Origin of the sequence: Parageobacillus thermantarcticus, from assembly GCF_900111865.1 — a bacterium.
In the GTDB taxonomy this organism is placed as follows: domain Bacteria; phylum Bacillota; class Bacilli; order Bacillales; family Anoxybacillaceae; genus Parageobacillus; species Parageobacillus thermantarcticus.
On sequence record NZ_FOJS01000027.1, the window covers coordinates 1 to 14,318 of the forward strand.

At 42.5% G+C, this 14,318-nt stretch carries 11 protein-coding genes; 7 read left to right on the forward strand and 4 right to left on the reverse strand.

Going from position 1 to position 14,318, the window contains the following annotated elements:
• The first annotated feature begins 482 nt into the window (after nt 1-482).
• Nucleotides 483-707, forward strand: a complete 225-nt coding sequence (locus BM278_RS12295) for a spore germination protein (protein ID WP_090950115.1) — start codon at nt 483-485, stop codon at nt 705-707.
• Between the two features lie 112 nt (nt 708-819).
• Entirely contained in the window at nt 820-2,412 is a 1,593-nt protein-coding gene (locus BM278_RS12300) for a fatty acid--CoA ligase (RefSeq protein WP_090950116.1), read from the forward strand.
• A gap of 220 nt (nt 2,413-2,632) precedes the next feature.
• Here BM278_RS12300 and BM278_RS12305 read toward each other — a convergent pair whose 3' ends face one another.
• Nucleotides 2,633-2,806 carry a Spo0E family sporulation regulatory protein-aspartic acid phosphatase gene (locus BM278_RS12305; protein ID WP_090950154.1) on the reverse strand — a complete coding sequence of 58 codons (174 nt, stop codon included), beginning with the start codon at nt 2,804-2,806 and terminating at the stop codon, nt 2,633-2,635.
• A 331-nt stretch (nt 2,807-3,137) separates the two neighbouring features.
• On the opposite strand from BM278_RS12305, the gene BM278_RS12310 reads away from it, so the two are divergent.
• Complete coding sequence (locus tag BM278_RS12310) at nt 3,138-4,040, forward strand: fumarylacetoacetate hydrolase family protein (protein WP_090950119.1); 903 nt, start codon at nt 3,138-3,140, stop codon at nt 4,038-4,040.
• A gap of 41 nt (nt 4,041-4,081) precedes the next feature.
• On the opposite strand, the gene BM278_RS12315 is transcribed toward BM278_RS12310, so the two are convergent.
• A complete protein-coding gene (locus tag BM278_RS12315) occupies nt 4,082-5,278 on the reverse strand; it encodes an ornithine--oxo-acid transaminase (RefSeq protein ID WP_090950121.1) in 1,197 nt (398 codons plus the stop codon).
• Between the two features lie 457 nt (nt 5,279-5,735).
• Between BM278_RS12315 and BM278_RS12320 the strand changes: the two genes are divergently transcribed.
• Together BM278_RS12320 and BM278_RS12325 are read left to right on the forward strand one after the other, a co-directional pair.
• Entirely contained in the window at nt 5,736-6,089 is a 354-nt protein-coding gene (locus BM278_RS12320; protein WP_090950123.1) for a YisL family protein, read from the forward strand.
• A gap of 117 nt (nt 6,090-6,206) precedes the next feature.
• Nucleotides 6,207-9,068, forward strand: coding sequence for an EAL domain-containing protein (locus BM278_RS12325; RefSeq protein WP_090950125.1), 2,862 nt, complete (start codon nt 6,207-6,209; stop codon nt 9,066-9,068).
• Nucleotides 9,069-9,096: 28 nt separating this feature from the next.
• On the opposite strand, the gene BM278_RS12330 is transcribed toward BM278_RS12325, so the two are convergent.
• The gene (locus BM278_RS12330) at nt 9,097-9,648 is read right to left on the reverse strand and encodes a DUF2777 domain-containing protein (protein WP_090950127.1); all 552 of its coding nucleotides are present in this window, start codon (nt 9,646-9,648) and stop codon (nt 9,097-9,099) included.
• A 264-nt stretch (nt 9,649-9,912) separates the two neighbouring features.
• On the opposite strand from BM278_RS12330, the gene asnB reads away from it, so the two are divergent.
• Nucleotides 9,913-11,760, forward strand: a complete 1,848-nt coding sequence (gene asnB / locus BM278_RS12335) for an asparagine synthase (glutamine-hydrolyzing) (RefSeq protein WP_090950129.1) — start codon at nt 9,913-9,915, stop codon at nt 11,758-11,760.
• Nucleotides 11,761-11,869: 109 nt separating this feature from the next.
• Here asnB and BM278_RS12340 read toward each other — a convergent pair whose 3' ends face one another.
• Entirely contained in the window at nt 11,870-13,222 is a 1,353-nt protein-coding gene (locus tag BM278_RS12340; RefSeq protein WP_090950130.1) for an MATE family efflux transporter, read from the reverse strand.
• Nucleotides 13,223-13,346: 124 nt separating this feature from the next.
• Here BM278_RS12340 and BM278_RS12345 point away from each other — a divergent pair, with 124 nt between their 5' ends.
• Complete coding sequence (locus BM278_RS12345) at nt 13,347-14,210, forward strand: AraC family transcriptional regulator (RefSeq protein ID WP_090950132.1); 864 nt, start codon at nt 13,347-13,349, stop codon at nt 14,208-14,210.
• Nucleotides 14,211-14,318 lie beyond the last annotated feature (108 nt).

Below are 14,318 nucleotides of genomic sequence, written 5' to 3' on the forward strand. Positions count from 1 at the left end.
TCCCGCTTCAAGCGCGTGAAGGGCATAGCCCAGCGATAAGCGGGAGATGAATTTCGATTGGCGTTAGCCAAAACGCATGATAAACTAAATGTATACCATGTTCTTTGATAAGTGGCTATATGGGGTTGAGTGGACAAATGAGTCGGCGAAAACCAAGCAGATCCTTCCACTCGTAAAATAGCCAAGGTGCAAAAGAACTTCTGTCACATCGGACACCTAGGGTTGGGACGACCCGAAGTTACGCTCAGGGAGACGAAAGGTTGCTCTCGTCGTGGAACTGAGAAGCTCCCACTTCAAGCAAAGCTAAGTGGGAGTAGTTCACTTGGACCGCTAATAAATGACGGCATACGTTTCCTCCTTTATTGATATGCTTACTGTTAGTGTATGAAAAAAAGAGAAAACGGTTAAACGCGCGATGGATGTCCAGACGAATCGATTTTTTTGTCATATGATAGTAAATAAAAATATAAAGGGGAATGGATATGCCGGCGACGATTATCGGAGGAATTAAAGTAACGAGTGTAAGCGGAAACGGGACTGTAAACATGGGGGATGTGCTGCAAATCGCTCCAAAAAGTACAACGAAAGCAAACTCGGGAGCGGGGGGAGGAAATACAGGCGATTTTTTGCAGACAAATACATTTTGCAGTGTAACAAATACGTTTGATCCTGATGTAAAAGATGCTGGAGTACGTGGAAATAATTAGATGGCTATATGAAAAAAGGCCATCTTTTTCTTTTTATAACATAGTGTAATCATCGAAAATTGTGTATAATATAATTGCGAATTTTCTAAAATATTTTGTGGGGGATGGGATAATGAGCGTACCATTAGTATTAACACAATTTTTAGATAGGGCTGTTTCACTATACGGGGAGAAAACGGCAATGATATGCTCCGGGCGCGCGTTCACGTACAGCCAATTAAATGAGCGCGTAAATCGGCTTTCTCACGGTCTAAAACAATTAGGGGTAGAAAAAGGGGATCGGGTCGCATATTTGGCGCCAAATACGTTGGAAATGTTAGAAGGGTTTTACGGCGTGTTTCAGCTTGGAGCGATTATGGTTCCGCTGAACACCCGCCTGAAGCCGGATGATTATTTGTTTATTTTAAATCATAGCGAAAGCAAAGTATTGTTTGTTGATCAAGATTTATATCATTTAATCGCGCCAATTAAGGAGAAGCTGCAGACGATAAAGACGATTATTGTTCATCAAAAAAATGCGGAAACAAATGAAATCGCTTACGACGAATGGCTGGCGCAACATCCTAGCACGCCGTTTGACCGGCCGGACATTGACGAAAACGATGTATGCAGCCTTTTATATACAAGCGGAACGACAGGAAATCCGAAAGGAGTCATGTTGACGCACCGCAACAATTATCTTCACGCGTTAGTGTCGATGCATCATCTCCGCGTTTCCGACGAAGATACGTATTTGCATATATTGCCGATGTTTCATGTAAACGGATGGGGAGCGCCGTTTTATTATACGGCAAACGGAGCGACGCAAATCGGTTTAAGGAAAGTCGATGCAAAAGTGATTTTTGACTATATTCAAACATATAAAGTTAGCGTCATGCATATGGCGCCGACCGTATTAAACATGCTTTTACAGTATTATGACGAACATAAGCCGGTTATCAACCATCCGGTTCGCGTTGTGATCGCGGGTTCTGCGCCGCCGCCATCATTTGTCACGCGCGTGGAACAAGATCTCGGCTGGGAATTTATCCAAGTGTACGGCATGACAGAATCTTCCCCGCTTAACACGATTTCTACGATCCGCTCTCATTTGCGCGATTTGCCGCTTGAAAAACAATATCGCATGAAAGCGAAAGCAGGTTATCCGATGATCGGCTGCGAGGTAAAAGTGGTGGACGAACGCGGCGATGAAGTTCCGCATGACGGAAAAACGATCGGTGAAGTCGTCATAAGAAGCAACAATGTGATGAAAGGGTATTGGAAAAACCCAGAGGCGACGATGGAGACGATCCGCAATGGCTGGCTATATACCGGCGATATGGGAACGGTAGATGAATATGGATACATCGACATCGTCGATCGGAAAAAAGATATCATTATCAGCGGTGGAGAAAATATTTCTTCCATTGAAGTAGAAGGTGTTTTATATGAACATCCAGCGGTGCTGGAAGCGGCGGTTATCGCTGCGCCGCATGAAAAATGGGGAGAAACGCCGCACGCATTTGTCGTCGTTCGCCCTGGACATAAAGTGACAGAGCAAGAGCTGATTGCCTTCTCACGCGAAAAATTGGCGCATTTTAAAGCGATCACCGGCGTCACGTTTGTCGATGAATTGCCAAAAACAGCATCGGGAAAAATTCAAAAAGTGCATTTGCGCAAACGGTATTGGGATTCTGTCGGGAAAACGGGGCGTTACGTTAATTAGTATAGAGCGATGAGCCATTGCCAAAGCGGACCGATATCGGATTGCGGAAGCGGAGTGGTTTGATAAGGTTAGTTTCAACTGTTGTTATTTGCAGTTATTACCAATTGAGGTGTCAGCTATTATACACTTGGCGGCGATTTTTCGGATCGGTCCGCTTGAATGGCTTAAAGAAAAAAAGCGGTTCTTTCCCAAATAAAAAGTCCCTCCTAATGCGGCTGCATTACTGAGGGACGGGTGAGGAAGAGGATTCTATCGGCGCTGTTTCCCGCAAATACCGGTTAATTAGTTCGTCCAATTCTTGGCTACATTGAATCGTTTCTTTGGCAGTAAATCCGTGCGTCAACGCCAATTCGATCATTTGTTGTCGCTTTTCCTCGATTAAAATAATGACCATTGTATTCACCATCAATCTTTTTAATGGTAGAGGAATTTTTCTTTCTTCTCTTGCATCCATTGCATAATGAAATTTTTATTTTAGGATAAGCGATCCCTGCGTCTTGCCAGCGATATTATAAAACAATGGTTTTTCTAAAAGAATGTCACGGGAATTTACGAGTGAAAGGAGCTAAACATTATTATACATATGGCGACGAAAAAGGAAAGGTATTCGTTAAAATAAGTGATAATTTTACTAATTTAGACAAAATTCAACAAACGGTAGGAATTTCCGTGAACAGAGAGAATATAAACAAGTGCGTATATTTCGATGGAAAGGAGATTTTGCGGTGAGATTTGTTACAGCGCAGCGCGGCAACGAAGCATTTGTTGGAGTAATGGAGCAAGAGGGGAAGGTCGTTCATTTACGTCTTGCCGAACAGGCGATGCGTCAGCGTACAACGATTCCTTCGTCATTATTGGAATGCATTGAGTTAGGGGATGAGTTTCTTCAGCAAGCGAATGAAATTGTTGCATGGGCAAAAGAAAATCCGTCTGCACAATACGTGTATGCTTTACATGACGTTCGGTTGCTTGCGCCGATTCCACGTCCAGCGAAAAATATTTTTTGCGTTGGAAAAAATTATGTCGATCACGCCATTGAATTAGGAGGAAAGTCGGATATCCCGCAGCATCTCATTGTATTTTCGAAAGTGCCGACAACCGTCATCGGACATGAGGAAACGGTGTTGCGCCACGCTGATGTGACGGACGAATTGGATTACGAAGGAGAACTGGCGGTGGTGATCGGCAAGCGCGGAAAGGCGATCCGCAAAGAAGAAGCGCTTGATTACGTATTTGGTTACACGATTATCAATGACGTGACAGCAAGGGATTTGCAGGAACGGCATCAACAATATTTGCTCGGAAAAAGTTTAGATACGTTCTGTCCGATGGGGCCATGGATCGTCCATAAATCACTCATTGAAAATCCAAATAAGCTGCAAATTGAGACGAAAGTAAATGGGGAAATAAGACAAAAAGCAAGTACAGAACAATTTATTTTTAATGTCGAGACAATTATTGAAACGATTTCTCGCGGAATTACGCTAGAACCGGGCGATATTATCGCAACTGGAACGCCGGCGGGAGTCGGAAAAGGAATGAAACCGCCGCGCTTTTTGCAAACAGGCGATGTCGTCGAAATTACAGTCGAAGGAATCGGAACGTTAAGAAATAAAATCGGAGAGTAAGAAAAAACGGGGCGTTTCTGTTTATCTGCCCCGTTTCGCTTTTATGATTGAGCAAACACTTTTTTCACGCGTTCTATCGCCCAGTCGAGTTCTTCTTTTGTAATGATGAGCGGCGGGGCAAAGCGAATGACGGTATCGTGCGTTTCTTTGCACAACAGCCCTTCTTGCTTCAATTTTTCGCAATATGGACGAGCGGAAGTATGAAGTTCCACGCCGATAAACAATCCTCTTCCCCGCACTTCTTTAATGTCTGGATGCCGGATTTCCCGCAGTTTTTGGATGAAGTAACTCCCTAATTCTAACGAGCGTTCCGTTAATTTTTCTTCTATAATTACGTCCATTGCCGCGATCGATACCGCGCATGCAAGTGGATTTCCGCCGAATGTCGAGCCGTGCGAACCAGGATTAAATACGCCGAGAATATCGCGGTTTGCTGCTACGCAAGAGATAGGAAACACACCCCCACCCAGCGCTTTCCCGAGGATGTACATATCGGGGACGACGTTTTCCCAATCGCAAGCAAACAGTTTTCCGGAGCGGCCGAGGCCAGATTGAATCTCATCAGCGATGTAAAGAACGTCATTTTCTTTACATACATCGTACGCTTCTTGCAAAAATCCTTGTGGAGGAATGCGGACGCCAGCTTCCCCTTGGATTGGTTCAAAAATAAACGCGGCAGTGTTTTTTGTAATCGCTTTCTTTAATGCGTTTATGTCGCCGTATGGAATAACTTTAATGCCCGGAAGCATCGGGCCGAAACCACGTCGATATTCCTCGCTTGAGGACATCGATACCGCTGTCATCGTTCGGCCGTGGAAGTTGTTTTCGCAAACGATAATTTCCGCTTTATCTTTTTCTACTCCTTTAACGTCGTACGCCCAGCGCCTTGCTGCTTTAACAGCGGTTTCTACCGCTTCCGCGCCTGTATTCATCGGCAAAACCATATCTTTACCTGTTAATTTCGCGACTTTTTCATACCATGGGCCTAGCTGGTCATTATGGAACGCACGCGAAGTTAACGTGAGGCGATCGGCTTGCTCTTTTAGCGCTTGGATAATTTTCGGATGGCGATGCCCTTGGTTGACCGCCGAGTAAGCGCTTAACATATCGATATAGCGATTGCCTTCTAAATCTTCTACCCATACTCTTTCTCCTTTAGTGAGAACAACTGGAAGAGGATTGTAATTGTTGGCGCCATATTGTTCTGTTAAACGGATCATTTCCGTTGTTTTATTCATGCCGCTTCCTCCCTAATAGATTGTTGTTTTTTTCATTATAGCAGAAAAGGAATATGAATGTCAGAAAATTCAATGATATGCGCAAGCGCATCTGTATAAACATTTGTCTGCGCGCCAATATGTGGATGAAGTCTGCAGTTTTGTGTAAAAAGAAACGGCAAAAAGTAGTTTGACTTTCCCGAGACTTAAATTCGCTAGACGGAGGACGAATTTTTCCACAAATAATCAGGGCTTGATATAATCAAGTTTGCGAAACTGTGTAAAAACAAAACGGTAAAAAGCGGTTTTATTTTCCCGTAATCCAAGTCTACTGAACTGGCAGGGGAATTTTACACAATAATTTGGATTTGACCCTTGACTTCAATATGCAGGAAACGTTTCACGTGTATAAAGTTTGTTTTTTCATATCTATGCATGCTATGATGGTAATGAATTGTCGGAAAAAAGGAGGAACGATATGACACACGCGCATATTACAAGTTGGCTGATCACTATTCTATTATTTTTGATCGTCGTTTCATTACAGCGTTCTGGATCTTCGAAGGCAAAAATCGTGCAAATGGTGCTCCGACTGTTTTACATCTTTACGATTATAACAGGAGTTCTTTTATTACATAGCATCGCTTCAATTTCCCTCTTGTATGTTATCAAGACGATTGCCGGCTTATGGTTAATCGGAGCAATGGAGATGGTTTTAATCAGCATGAAAAAAGGAAAAAGCGCGAAAGCTGCATGGACTCAATGGATCATTGCGCTTGCGCTTGCACTATTTTTAGGATTATCACTACCGCTAGGATTCGATATTTTTTGAAACAGGCGGCGATTCCATATGGAATTGCCGCTTTTGCATATAGAAAAAATGTGGTATGTTAGTAGAAAGAATATTTTGCAAATTTTTCTAACATTCGCATAAGTGTGGTGAAACATAATGAACGTGTATCGCCTTCATTGCCATGATGCAAAACAATTGCATGACTTTATCGCACAGCACCACCTTGCCCAACATAAACATATTTTTGTGCAAATAGCAGCGCATAAAGCGGAACAGCGCAAGCTTCGTGAAATGATTGAATTGATTTGTCGCTGTCTTCCGCAAGCGCAGCTATTTGGAATGACATACGGCGAATCTTTCGGTTCCTGCGATCGGTTTTTCATCTGTTTTACGGTGTTTGAAAAAGTTAGCGTTCACTCTGTGTTGCTGCCATATAAAGAGTTTGCCAATGAACTTGAGATTGCGACATATATTTCGGATGCGCTTATCACGGAAGAAACGAATCTTCTTCTTTTATTTGCTGATCAAGAAAGCAATTTTCATTCACTTATTCGCCATATACCGTTGGCAAACGATCAAACCGTTGTCATTGCAGGGCGAATGAAGGAAGGAGAGCGTTTGTTTTCGCATGAAGGAATTGTCGCTGGCGGCATGATCGCGATTAGTTTTAACGGTTCTTCTTTGCGTGTTCAACCATCGCATCCGTTTTTATGGGAACCGGTTGGCGTCACTTTTCGAGTCACGAAATGTAGCGGAAACAAAATATACGAGCTTGATGGGAAAAAAGCGGCAAGATTGTTGCAACGTTATTTAGGAAAGGCATTTATCGATCGCTTGCCTTTTTCAGGAGCAGAGTTTCCATTCGTTATGGAGAAAAATGGGAATAAACAATGTTTATCGATTGTCAAAGCAAATAAGGATGGTTCGATTGAAATAAATGGTCGCGTCGATCAAGGAGAAACCGTTAAGCTTAGTTTCGTTCATTTGCCGTCACTGTTTTGGCGTATGTCTGATGAATTAACGAAATTAGCGAAAAAGCCAGTGGAAGCGATTTTTTTCTATCGAAGTGCGGCCGTGCAAGGTTATGCATATCCCGCGCTGCAGCAAGTAACTGCGACGTTGGAGCAAGTTGCCCCTACTTTTGCGCCGTTTACGTTTGCGGAGTTAGTAATCAAAGACAGATATGATCCTATACGTTCAGCGACGTTTAGCATTGTCGCGTTATCGGAAGGAAATCATCACAAAGCCAATAGCGGAGTTTCCGTTTCTTTATCGATTCCAAAAACTTTGCAAGGGGTAATGACGCTTGCGCATTTACTATCCGCCAATTCCCGGGAAATGGAGCGGCTTCGCGTTCGCTCACAAATATCGCAATCACTTTTTGAACATAATACAGATATTGTATATTCTACTGATTTGCATGGCAATTTAATGAACGTGAATCCCGCGTTTGAGAAAGTGCTTGGTTACAAAAGAGAGGAAGTTTTGCATACGAACGCTTTAAAATACATCCATCCGAACGATGTGCGCCGCGTCAGCATGCATTTTTACCGGGCGTTGCGCGGAAAAATCCAATATTATAATTTGGAGATCCCGACAAAATCAGGGAAAACGTTATTATTTCAAATTAAGAACGTTCCGATTGTTGTTGATGGGAAAAAAGTAGGAATTTATGGAATTGGCAGGGATATTACCGAACAGAAAAAAGCGGAAGAAAAAATTTCATATTTAGCGTATTATGACCCCGATACCCATCTACCAAATCGGACAAAGTTTATGGAAACCATCGGCGAACAGTTGGAAAAGGCAAAGCGAAAAAATAGAAAGCTAGCGATTGCATTAATCGATTTAGACCGTTTTAAGCGCATTAATGATAGCGTAGGGCATTATGCAGGAGATGAGATTTTAAAACAAGTTGTTCAACGCATCCTTCATGTTTTGCCGATGGGGGCATATTTAGGAAGATTTCATGGAGATAAGTTTTGTTTGCTTTTGACAGGGAAAATCAATTCAAAAAGAGTGTTTGAAACAGCAACTCGTATTTCCAAAGAAGTGATGAAGCCAATTGTGTATGAAGGAAAAGAATTTTTTATTACGGCAAGCATCGGAATCAGCTTTTATCCAAACGATGGAGTCGATACACATTCGTTGTTAAAAAACGCGGATATCGCTGTAAACAGGGCAAAGCAGTGCGGAGGAAACCGCGTTCAATTTTATTCTGCAGAAATGAACGATGAAACGTTGCACCGTTTAGAAATGGAAAGATATTTGCGTAAGGCGCTGGAAAAACGAGAGTTTTTTCTATGCTACCAGCCGATTATTGATATAAATACGGGAGAAATTGTCGGAAACGAAGCATTAGTTCGCTGGCGCCATCCGAAGCTGGGGCTTGTTAGGCCGGATCAATTTATTTCATTGGCAGAAGAAACGGGGCTTATTCATGAAATTGGAAGGTGGGTATTGGCAACAGCTTGTAAGCAAACAAAACAATGGCAAAAATCAGGTAATAAACAACTCTCTATATTTGTCAACGTATCAGCCGCGCAATTTCAGCATGAAAGTTTTATTGATGATGTAAAACAGGCGTTAGCGCAATCACGGCTCTCTCCGAATTGTTTACACTTAGAATTAACGGAAAATTCTATGCTTCGCAATCTTCATCACAGCATTCAAGTAATGAAAGAATTACAGCGGATCGGCGTCGGCATTGCGATTGATGACTTTGGCAGCGGATACGCTTCTTTTAGTTATTTAAAAAATTTACCGGCAAACATATTGAAAATCGATCGCTCTTTTATTAAGCAGCTCCATACAAACTCTTCCGATATCGCTATTGTAAAAGCGATCATTACGATGGGGCACGGGTTAGGGCTAAAAATAGTGGCCGAAGGGGTTGAAATGGGCGAACATCTCCAATTGCTAAAAACGCTTGATTGCCATTACGCGCAAGGATATGCGTTATATCGGCCGGCAACTGCGGAGGAGTTGTCAACGTATATAATGATAAGCCCAAAATAAAACGGGGAAAGACGATGCTCTTTCCCCGTTATCCAAATTGCGCGCAAACAAACCGTTTTCCGGTATTAAACGTGATTTCAAAGCGGTCTTTGCATGTGTTTCCACGCTCATAGTAATGTTGGACATTGCTGACGAGTTCGGTGTTATCGTAAATGATAAAATTAACGCCTGCATATTTTTCAAATAATAACCCATTATAGCAGTATAAGCAATCGTATAAAGAAAAGCCGTGTTCATTTAACCATTGCACAAAACGAATAAACGTTTTGTCGGAAAGCGATTCGAGCCATTGCTGATAAGCGTATGGAAGCCGCTTCCGAAAACGGACGCGATCGCCGTGTTGCAGGGGAAAAGAGCCGATGCCTATATCGACGATCCCGCCTGTTTGGAGATGGCCACATATCCAATCGCCGTAACGGAAAACCTCTATATTATTCCCTTCTGTCATTTCCTCTAGCAATGACGATTCCTCATCTTCGTCATCAAAAAAGATCCACTCATCGTTTATAAATTCTATTGTTCCTTGCGTATAGGCGCGTTTTTGTTCGTTCATCAATGGAAGGCGACGTTCGATATCCAATTTTCCTTCTCCTCCTTTATTTTCTGTTTTGCCAGATTGTTCCCGATTTATACGCATCGTTCTTGCGATCGGACAATTCATCGAAATGAGAAGTGCTGCATAAAATGGAATTATGCCAATACGGAGGGTGCTAAATAAAAAGAACTGCGGGTAAAAAAATACTGCGGCGCGGACGAAACAGGATGGCTGTCGCAGCTAGACAGAAATGGAGATCGGAACGAGTTAAATAACTTTTTCCTATCTATAAAGAAAGGATTGGTTCATATGTGTGGTATCACCGGTTGGGTTGATTTTCAGCGCGATTTGCGAACAGAAAAAGAAACGATCTTTAAAATGACAGAAACATTGGCGAAACGCGGACCTGACGATACGAATGCTTGGTTTAGCGAGCATGCTGCATTTGGGCATAAGCGCCTTATTGTTGTTGACCCAGCAGGTGGCAAACAGCCGATGACAAGAATGAAACACGGGTATCGTTATACTGTTTGTTATAACGGAGAGCTGTACAACACGGAAGATATTCGTAAAGAATTATTAAAAAAAGGGTATACGTTCCGAGGGCATTCAGATACGGAAGTATTGTTAAACGCTTATATGGAGTGGAAAGAACGTTGCGTCGACTATTTGAACGGAATTTTCGCTTTTGCGATTTGGGATGAACAGCGCGAACAGCTATTTTTAGCGCGAGACAGACTTGGCGTAAAACCGCTTTTTTACCGGTATGCTCGTGATAGCATTTTATTTGGTTCGGAAATGAAGGCGATTTTGGCGCATCCGGATGTAAAAGCGGAAGTGGACTACGAAGGATTAGCGGAAGTGTTTGGGCTGGGCCCATCGCGGACGCCGGGGCACGGGGTGTTTCGTGGAATGAAAGAATTGCGCCCGGCGCATGCGTTAACGTTTTCCCGCAACGGAATAAAAGTATGGCGCTACTGGAATGTGCAAAGTGATGTGCATAGAGATTCGCTAGATGAAACAGCAGAAAAACTGCGCTTCCTTCTTATTGACGCTGTTACGCGCCAGCTTGTTTCCGATGTGCCCGTTTGCACATTTTTATCAGGCGGGATTGACTCGAGTTCCATTGCCGCCATTGCTGCAACGGCGTTTGCGAAAGAAGGAAGAGGGCGGCTTCATACGTATTCTATTGATTACGAAGGAAACGACCAATATTTCCAAGCAAATGATTTTCAGCCACATGCGGACGCTCCTTTTATTGAACTGATATCGGAAACTTTTCAAACTATTCACCATCACTGCGTTATTAGCCAAGAAGACCTGTTTGACCATTTGCGGGAGGCGGTCGTTGTCCGAGACGTTCCAGGCATGGCTGATGTGGACTCTTCTTTACTATGGTTTTGCAAACAGATTCGCAAAAATTTTGTTGTTAGTTTGTCTGGAGAATGCGCTGATGAAATTTTTGGCGGCTACCCTTGGTTTCACCGCACTGATGATTTAGAGAGAAAGGGATTTCCTTGGATGCGTTCGACGGAGGCGCGGATTGATTTGTTCAAAGAGGAATGGAAAAAGAAACTGCGGCTCGACGAGTATGTGCAAACGCGCTTTCGCGAAACGATTGCTGAGGTTCCAAGGCTGGAAGGGGAAAGCGCGGAAGATGCCAAGCGGCGCGAGTTGTTTTATTTGAATATGATTTGGTTTATGACGACGCTTTTGGATCGAAAAGACCGCATGAGCATGGGCGCAAGTTTAGAAGTCCGCGTGCCGTTCGCCGATCATCGGCTAGTGGAATATGTTTGGAATATTCCTTGGGAGATGAAAATGTACGGCAACCGCGAAAAAGGAATTTTGCGCAAGGCGTTGGAAGGAATTTTGCCAGAGGAAGTGCTATACCGCAAAAAAAGCCCATATCCGAAAACACACCATCCGCTTTATACAAAGTTAGTAAAAAATTGGGTAAAAGAATTACTACATGATCGTTCGTCGATTCTTTACGAATTTTTCGATACTAAAAAATTGGAAGAATTAGTAGAAACAGAAGGTAAATCGTTCCAAGCGCCTTGGTTCGGGCAGTTAATGACAGGGCCGCAGCTGTTGGCGTATCTCGGCCAAGTGCACGTATGGTTCCAACAATACGGCATTACGATAAAGGAATAGTGAAGAGCTGCGACAAGCGCAGCTCTTTTTTCGGGAAATCCTTCCGTTTCAACACAGTTTTCATAAACAAGCGGGAAATCCTTCCATTTCAACACAGGCAAGCGATCCATTAGGCGGGTTCGATATGTGGAATAAATGATTTTTTTATCCATGCTTTTGAACGCCAACGCCATAACATCAATAATCCGCGCAACCATTCATCGGCGATAAACGAAAGCCATACGCCAATCAATCCTAATTCCATCACAATGCCAAAAAAGTAGGAAATGGTCACACCGACACCCCACATCGACAATATCCCCATATATACTGGAAACTGGACATCCCCAGCGGCCCGCAATGAACTGATAATGACAAGATTAAAGGAGCGACCGGGTTCCAATATGATCGTTAATAAAAGCAGCGTTTTACCGGTACTAATAATTTGCTTATCGCTTGTAAATAAGGAAAACAACTGTTCAGCAAACATGTAGCTGAACGAAGCCATCAGAATCGAGATGATAATCGCGCTACGCAAACTTTTTAAACAGCGCGTATACGCTTCTGCATATCGTCTTGCTCCGACGAAATGACCGACAAGAATTTGTGTGCCTTGGCTAATTGCAATGCCAAATAAAAACACAAACATCATAATATTTTGCGTATATACTCTCGTTGTTAGCGCTTCTGTCCCAAGCCAAGTAATAAAATATGTAATAAGCATTTGCGCCGCATCGTACGACAAGTGTTCTCCAGCGGCTGGAATCCCGATTTTTAACAAATCCCGAACGTAATAAAATGGTAAAGAACGAAGGACGGATAATGAAAATGGTATTTTTGTCCGTTTCAGCAATAAAGCAAAAATAACAGTCAATCCGATGAGACGGCTCATCGTGGTTGAAATGGCGACCCCTTTTACTCCTAATATTGGAAAACCGAATGGTCCAAAAATAAATAAGAAGTTGCCAATCACATTTAGTATGTTCATACCAATCGTTACATACATCGTTTCGCGGGTAAAGCCGTAGCTTTTTAATATTGCCCCAATGGTCATGATGAGCGCTTGGATAAATAAAAATCCGCCGACGATCATTAAATAGTCGTTCGCCTCTGCAAGCAAACGACTTGATAGCTTCATCGTATATAAAATTGGCTTTCCGAAAAAGAACAATATACCGCTGAGCACAAGACCAAATAAGAAGTTAATGATGATAGAAACAAGCGAAACTTCCACGGCGTTTTGCTTTCTTCCCGCCCCTAAATATTGCGCTACTAAAACGGTAGTCGCCAAGGTGACGAAATTAAACATGACAATAATGAGAGAAATGATTTGATTCGCTACGCCGACAGCGGCGACAGAATCATCGGAATATTGGCTTAGCATCAATGTGTCGGCATTGCCCATCACCATGTATAGCAGTGTTTCAATAAAAATCGGCCATGTCAGTGAAAACAAGGAAGGCTTTTTTTGATCGGTGTTCATCAAGACAACTCCTTTGATCATTCCGACTTTAAAACTATATCAAGTTTATCTAGTTTATTGCATAATAAGAAGAGAAAAGAGCGATTTGATTTGTATATTTCCGATATACAAAAGGAGGTTTGGGATGGAATACATTGCGTTTTCTTTTCCGCCGTTTCCGGTTTTTATTAAAGGGGCAGAAAGCGTATTTACAAAGGGGCAAAAACATTTTCGACGGACGTTTTCTGTGTTTGATTTGTTATATGTGAAAAAGGGATGCTTATATATGACAGAAGAAAACAAGGAATTTGCTGTAAAAGAAGGAGAATATCTTATTCTTATTCCGGGAAGAGAGCATTACGGGCATCGTCCTTGCACGGAAGACACGCAATTAGTTTGGCTCCATTTTGCGATCGAGGGAGAATATGACATCGTTCAAAAACAATCGTTAAGTTGGCAAAACGTCATTGAGAGAGAAGCAACATATGTCGAGCCGGTCCAATATCGCTTTTGGATACGCCAATACGCCAAAGTAAAGCAAAGGGAACGCATCGAACAATTGCTTCAACAATTAGTTGAACTGAATGAGGAAAGAGATCCGGATCGTTCATTAAAGCAATTACTCTATTTTGTCGAATTTCTTTGGCAATTGCAGAAACAAGAACTGCATATTCCAAGCGCTTCTGAAAAAGTGTGTGCCGAAGCGGTTGCTTACATCGAACGGCATTATGCGGAACCAATTACGATTCAGCAGCTCGCCCAATCATTACGATTTCATCCTGACTACATTACCCGTTGCATGCAAAAAACAATTGGCATGAGTTTTGTGCAATATTTGAATTATTATCGCTTGTCAAAAGCAAAAAAATGGTTGGCAGAAACGAATGAAACGATTGAAGCGATTGCCAAACGGGTCGGAATTGAGGATGGTGCTTATTTTTCGAGGCTTTTCAAAAAGATGGAAGGAGTGACGCCGACGGAGTATCGGCGGACAGTGCATCGGATGTAAAAAGAGAAATCGTTTGCGCATTTCAAGATTATTATTTAGGAAGATAAAAATTTTTATAAAGAGTTAATTTGAAAAAAATGCTTGATAAATAAAACATGTGTTGTATAA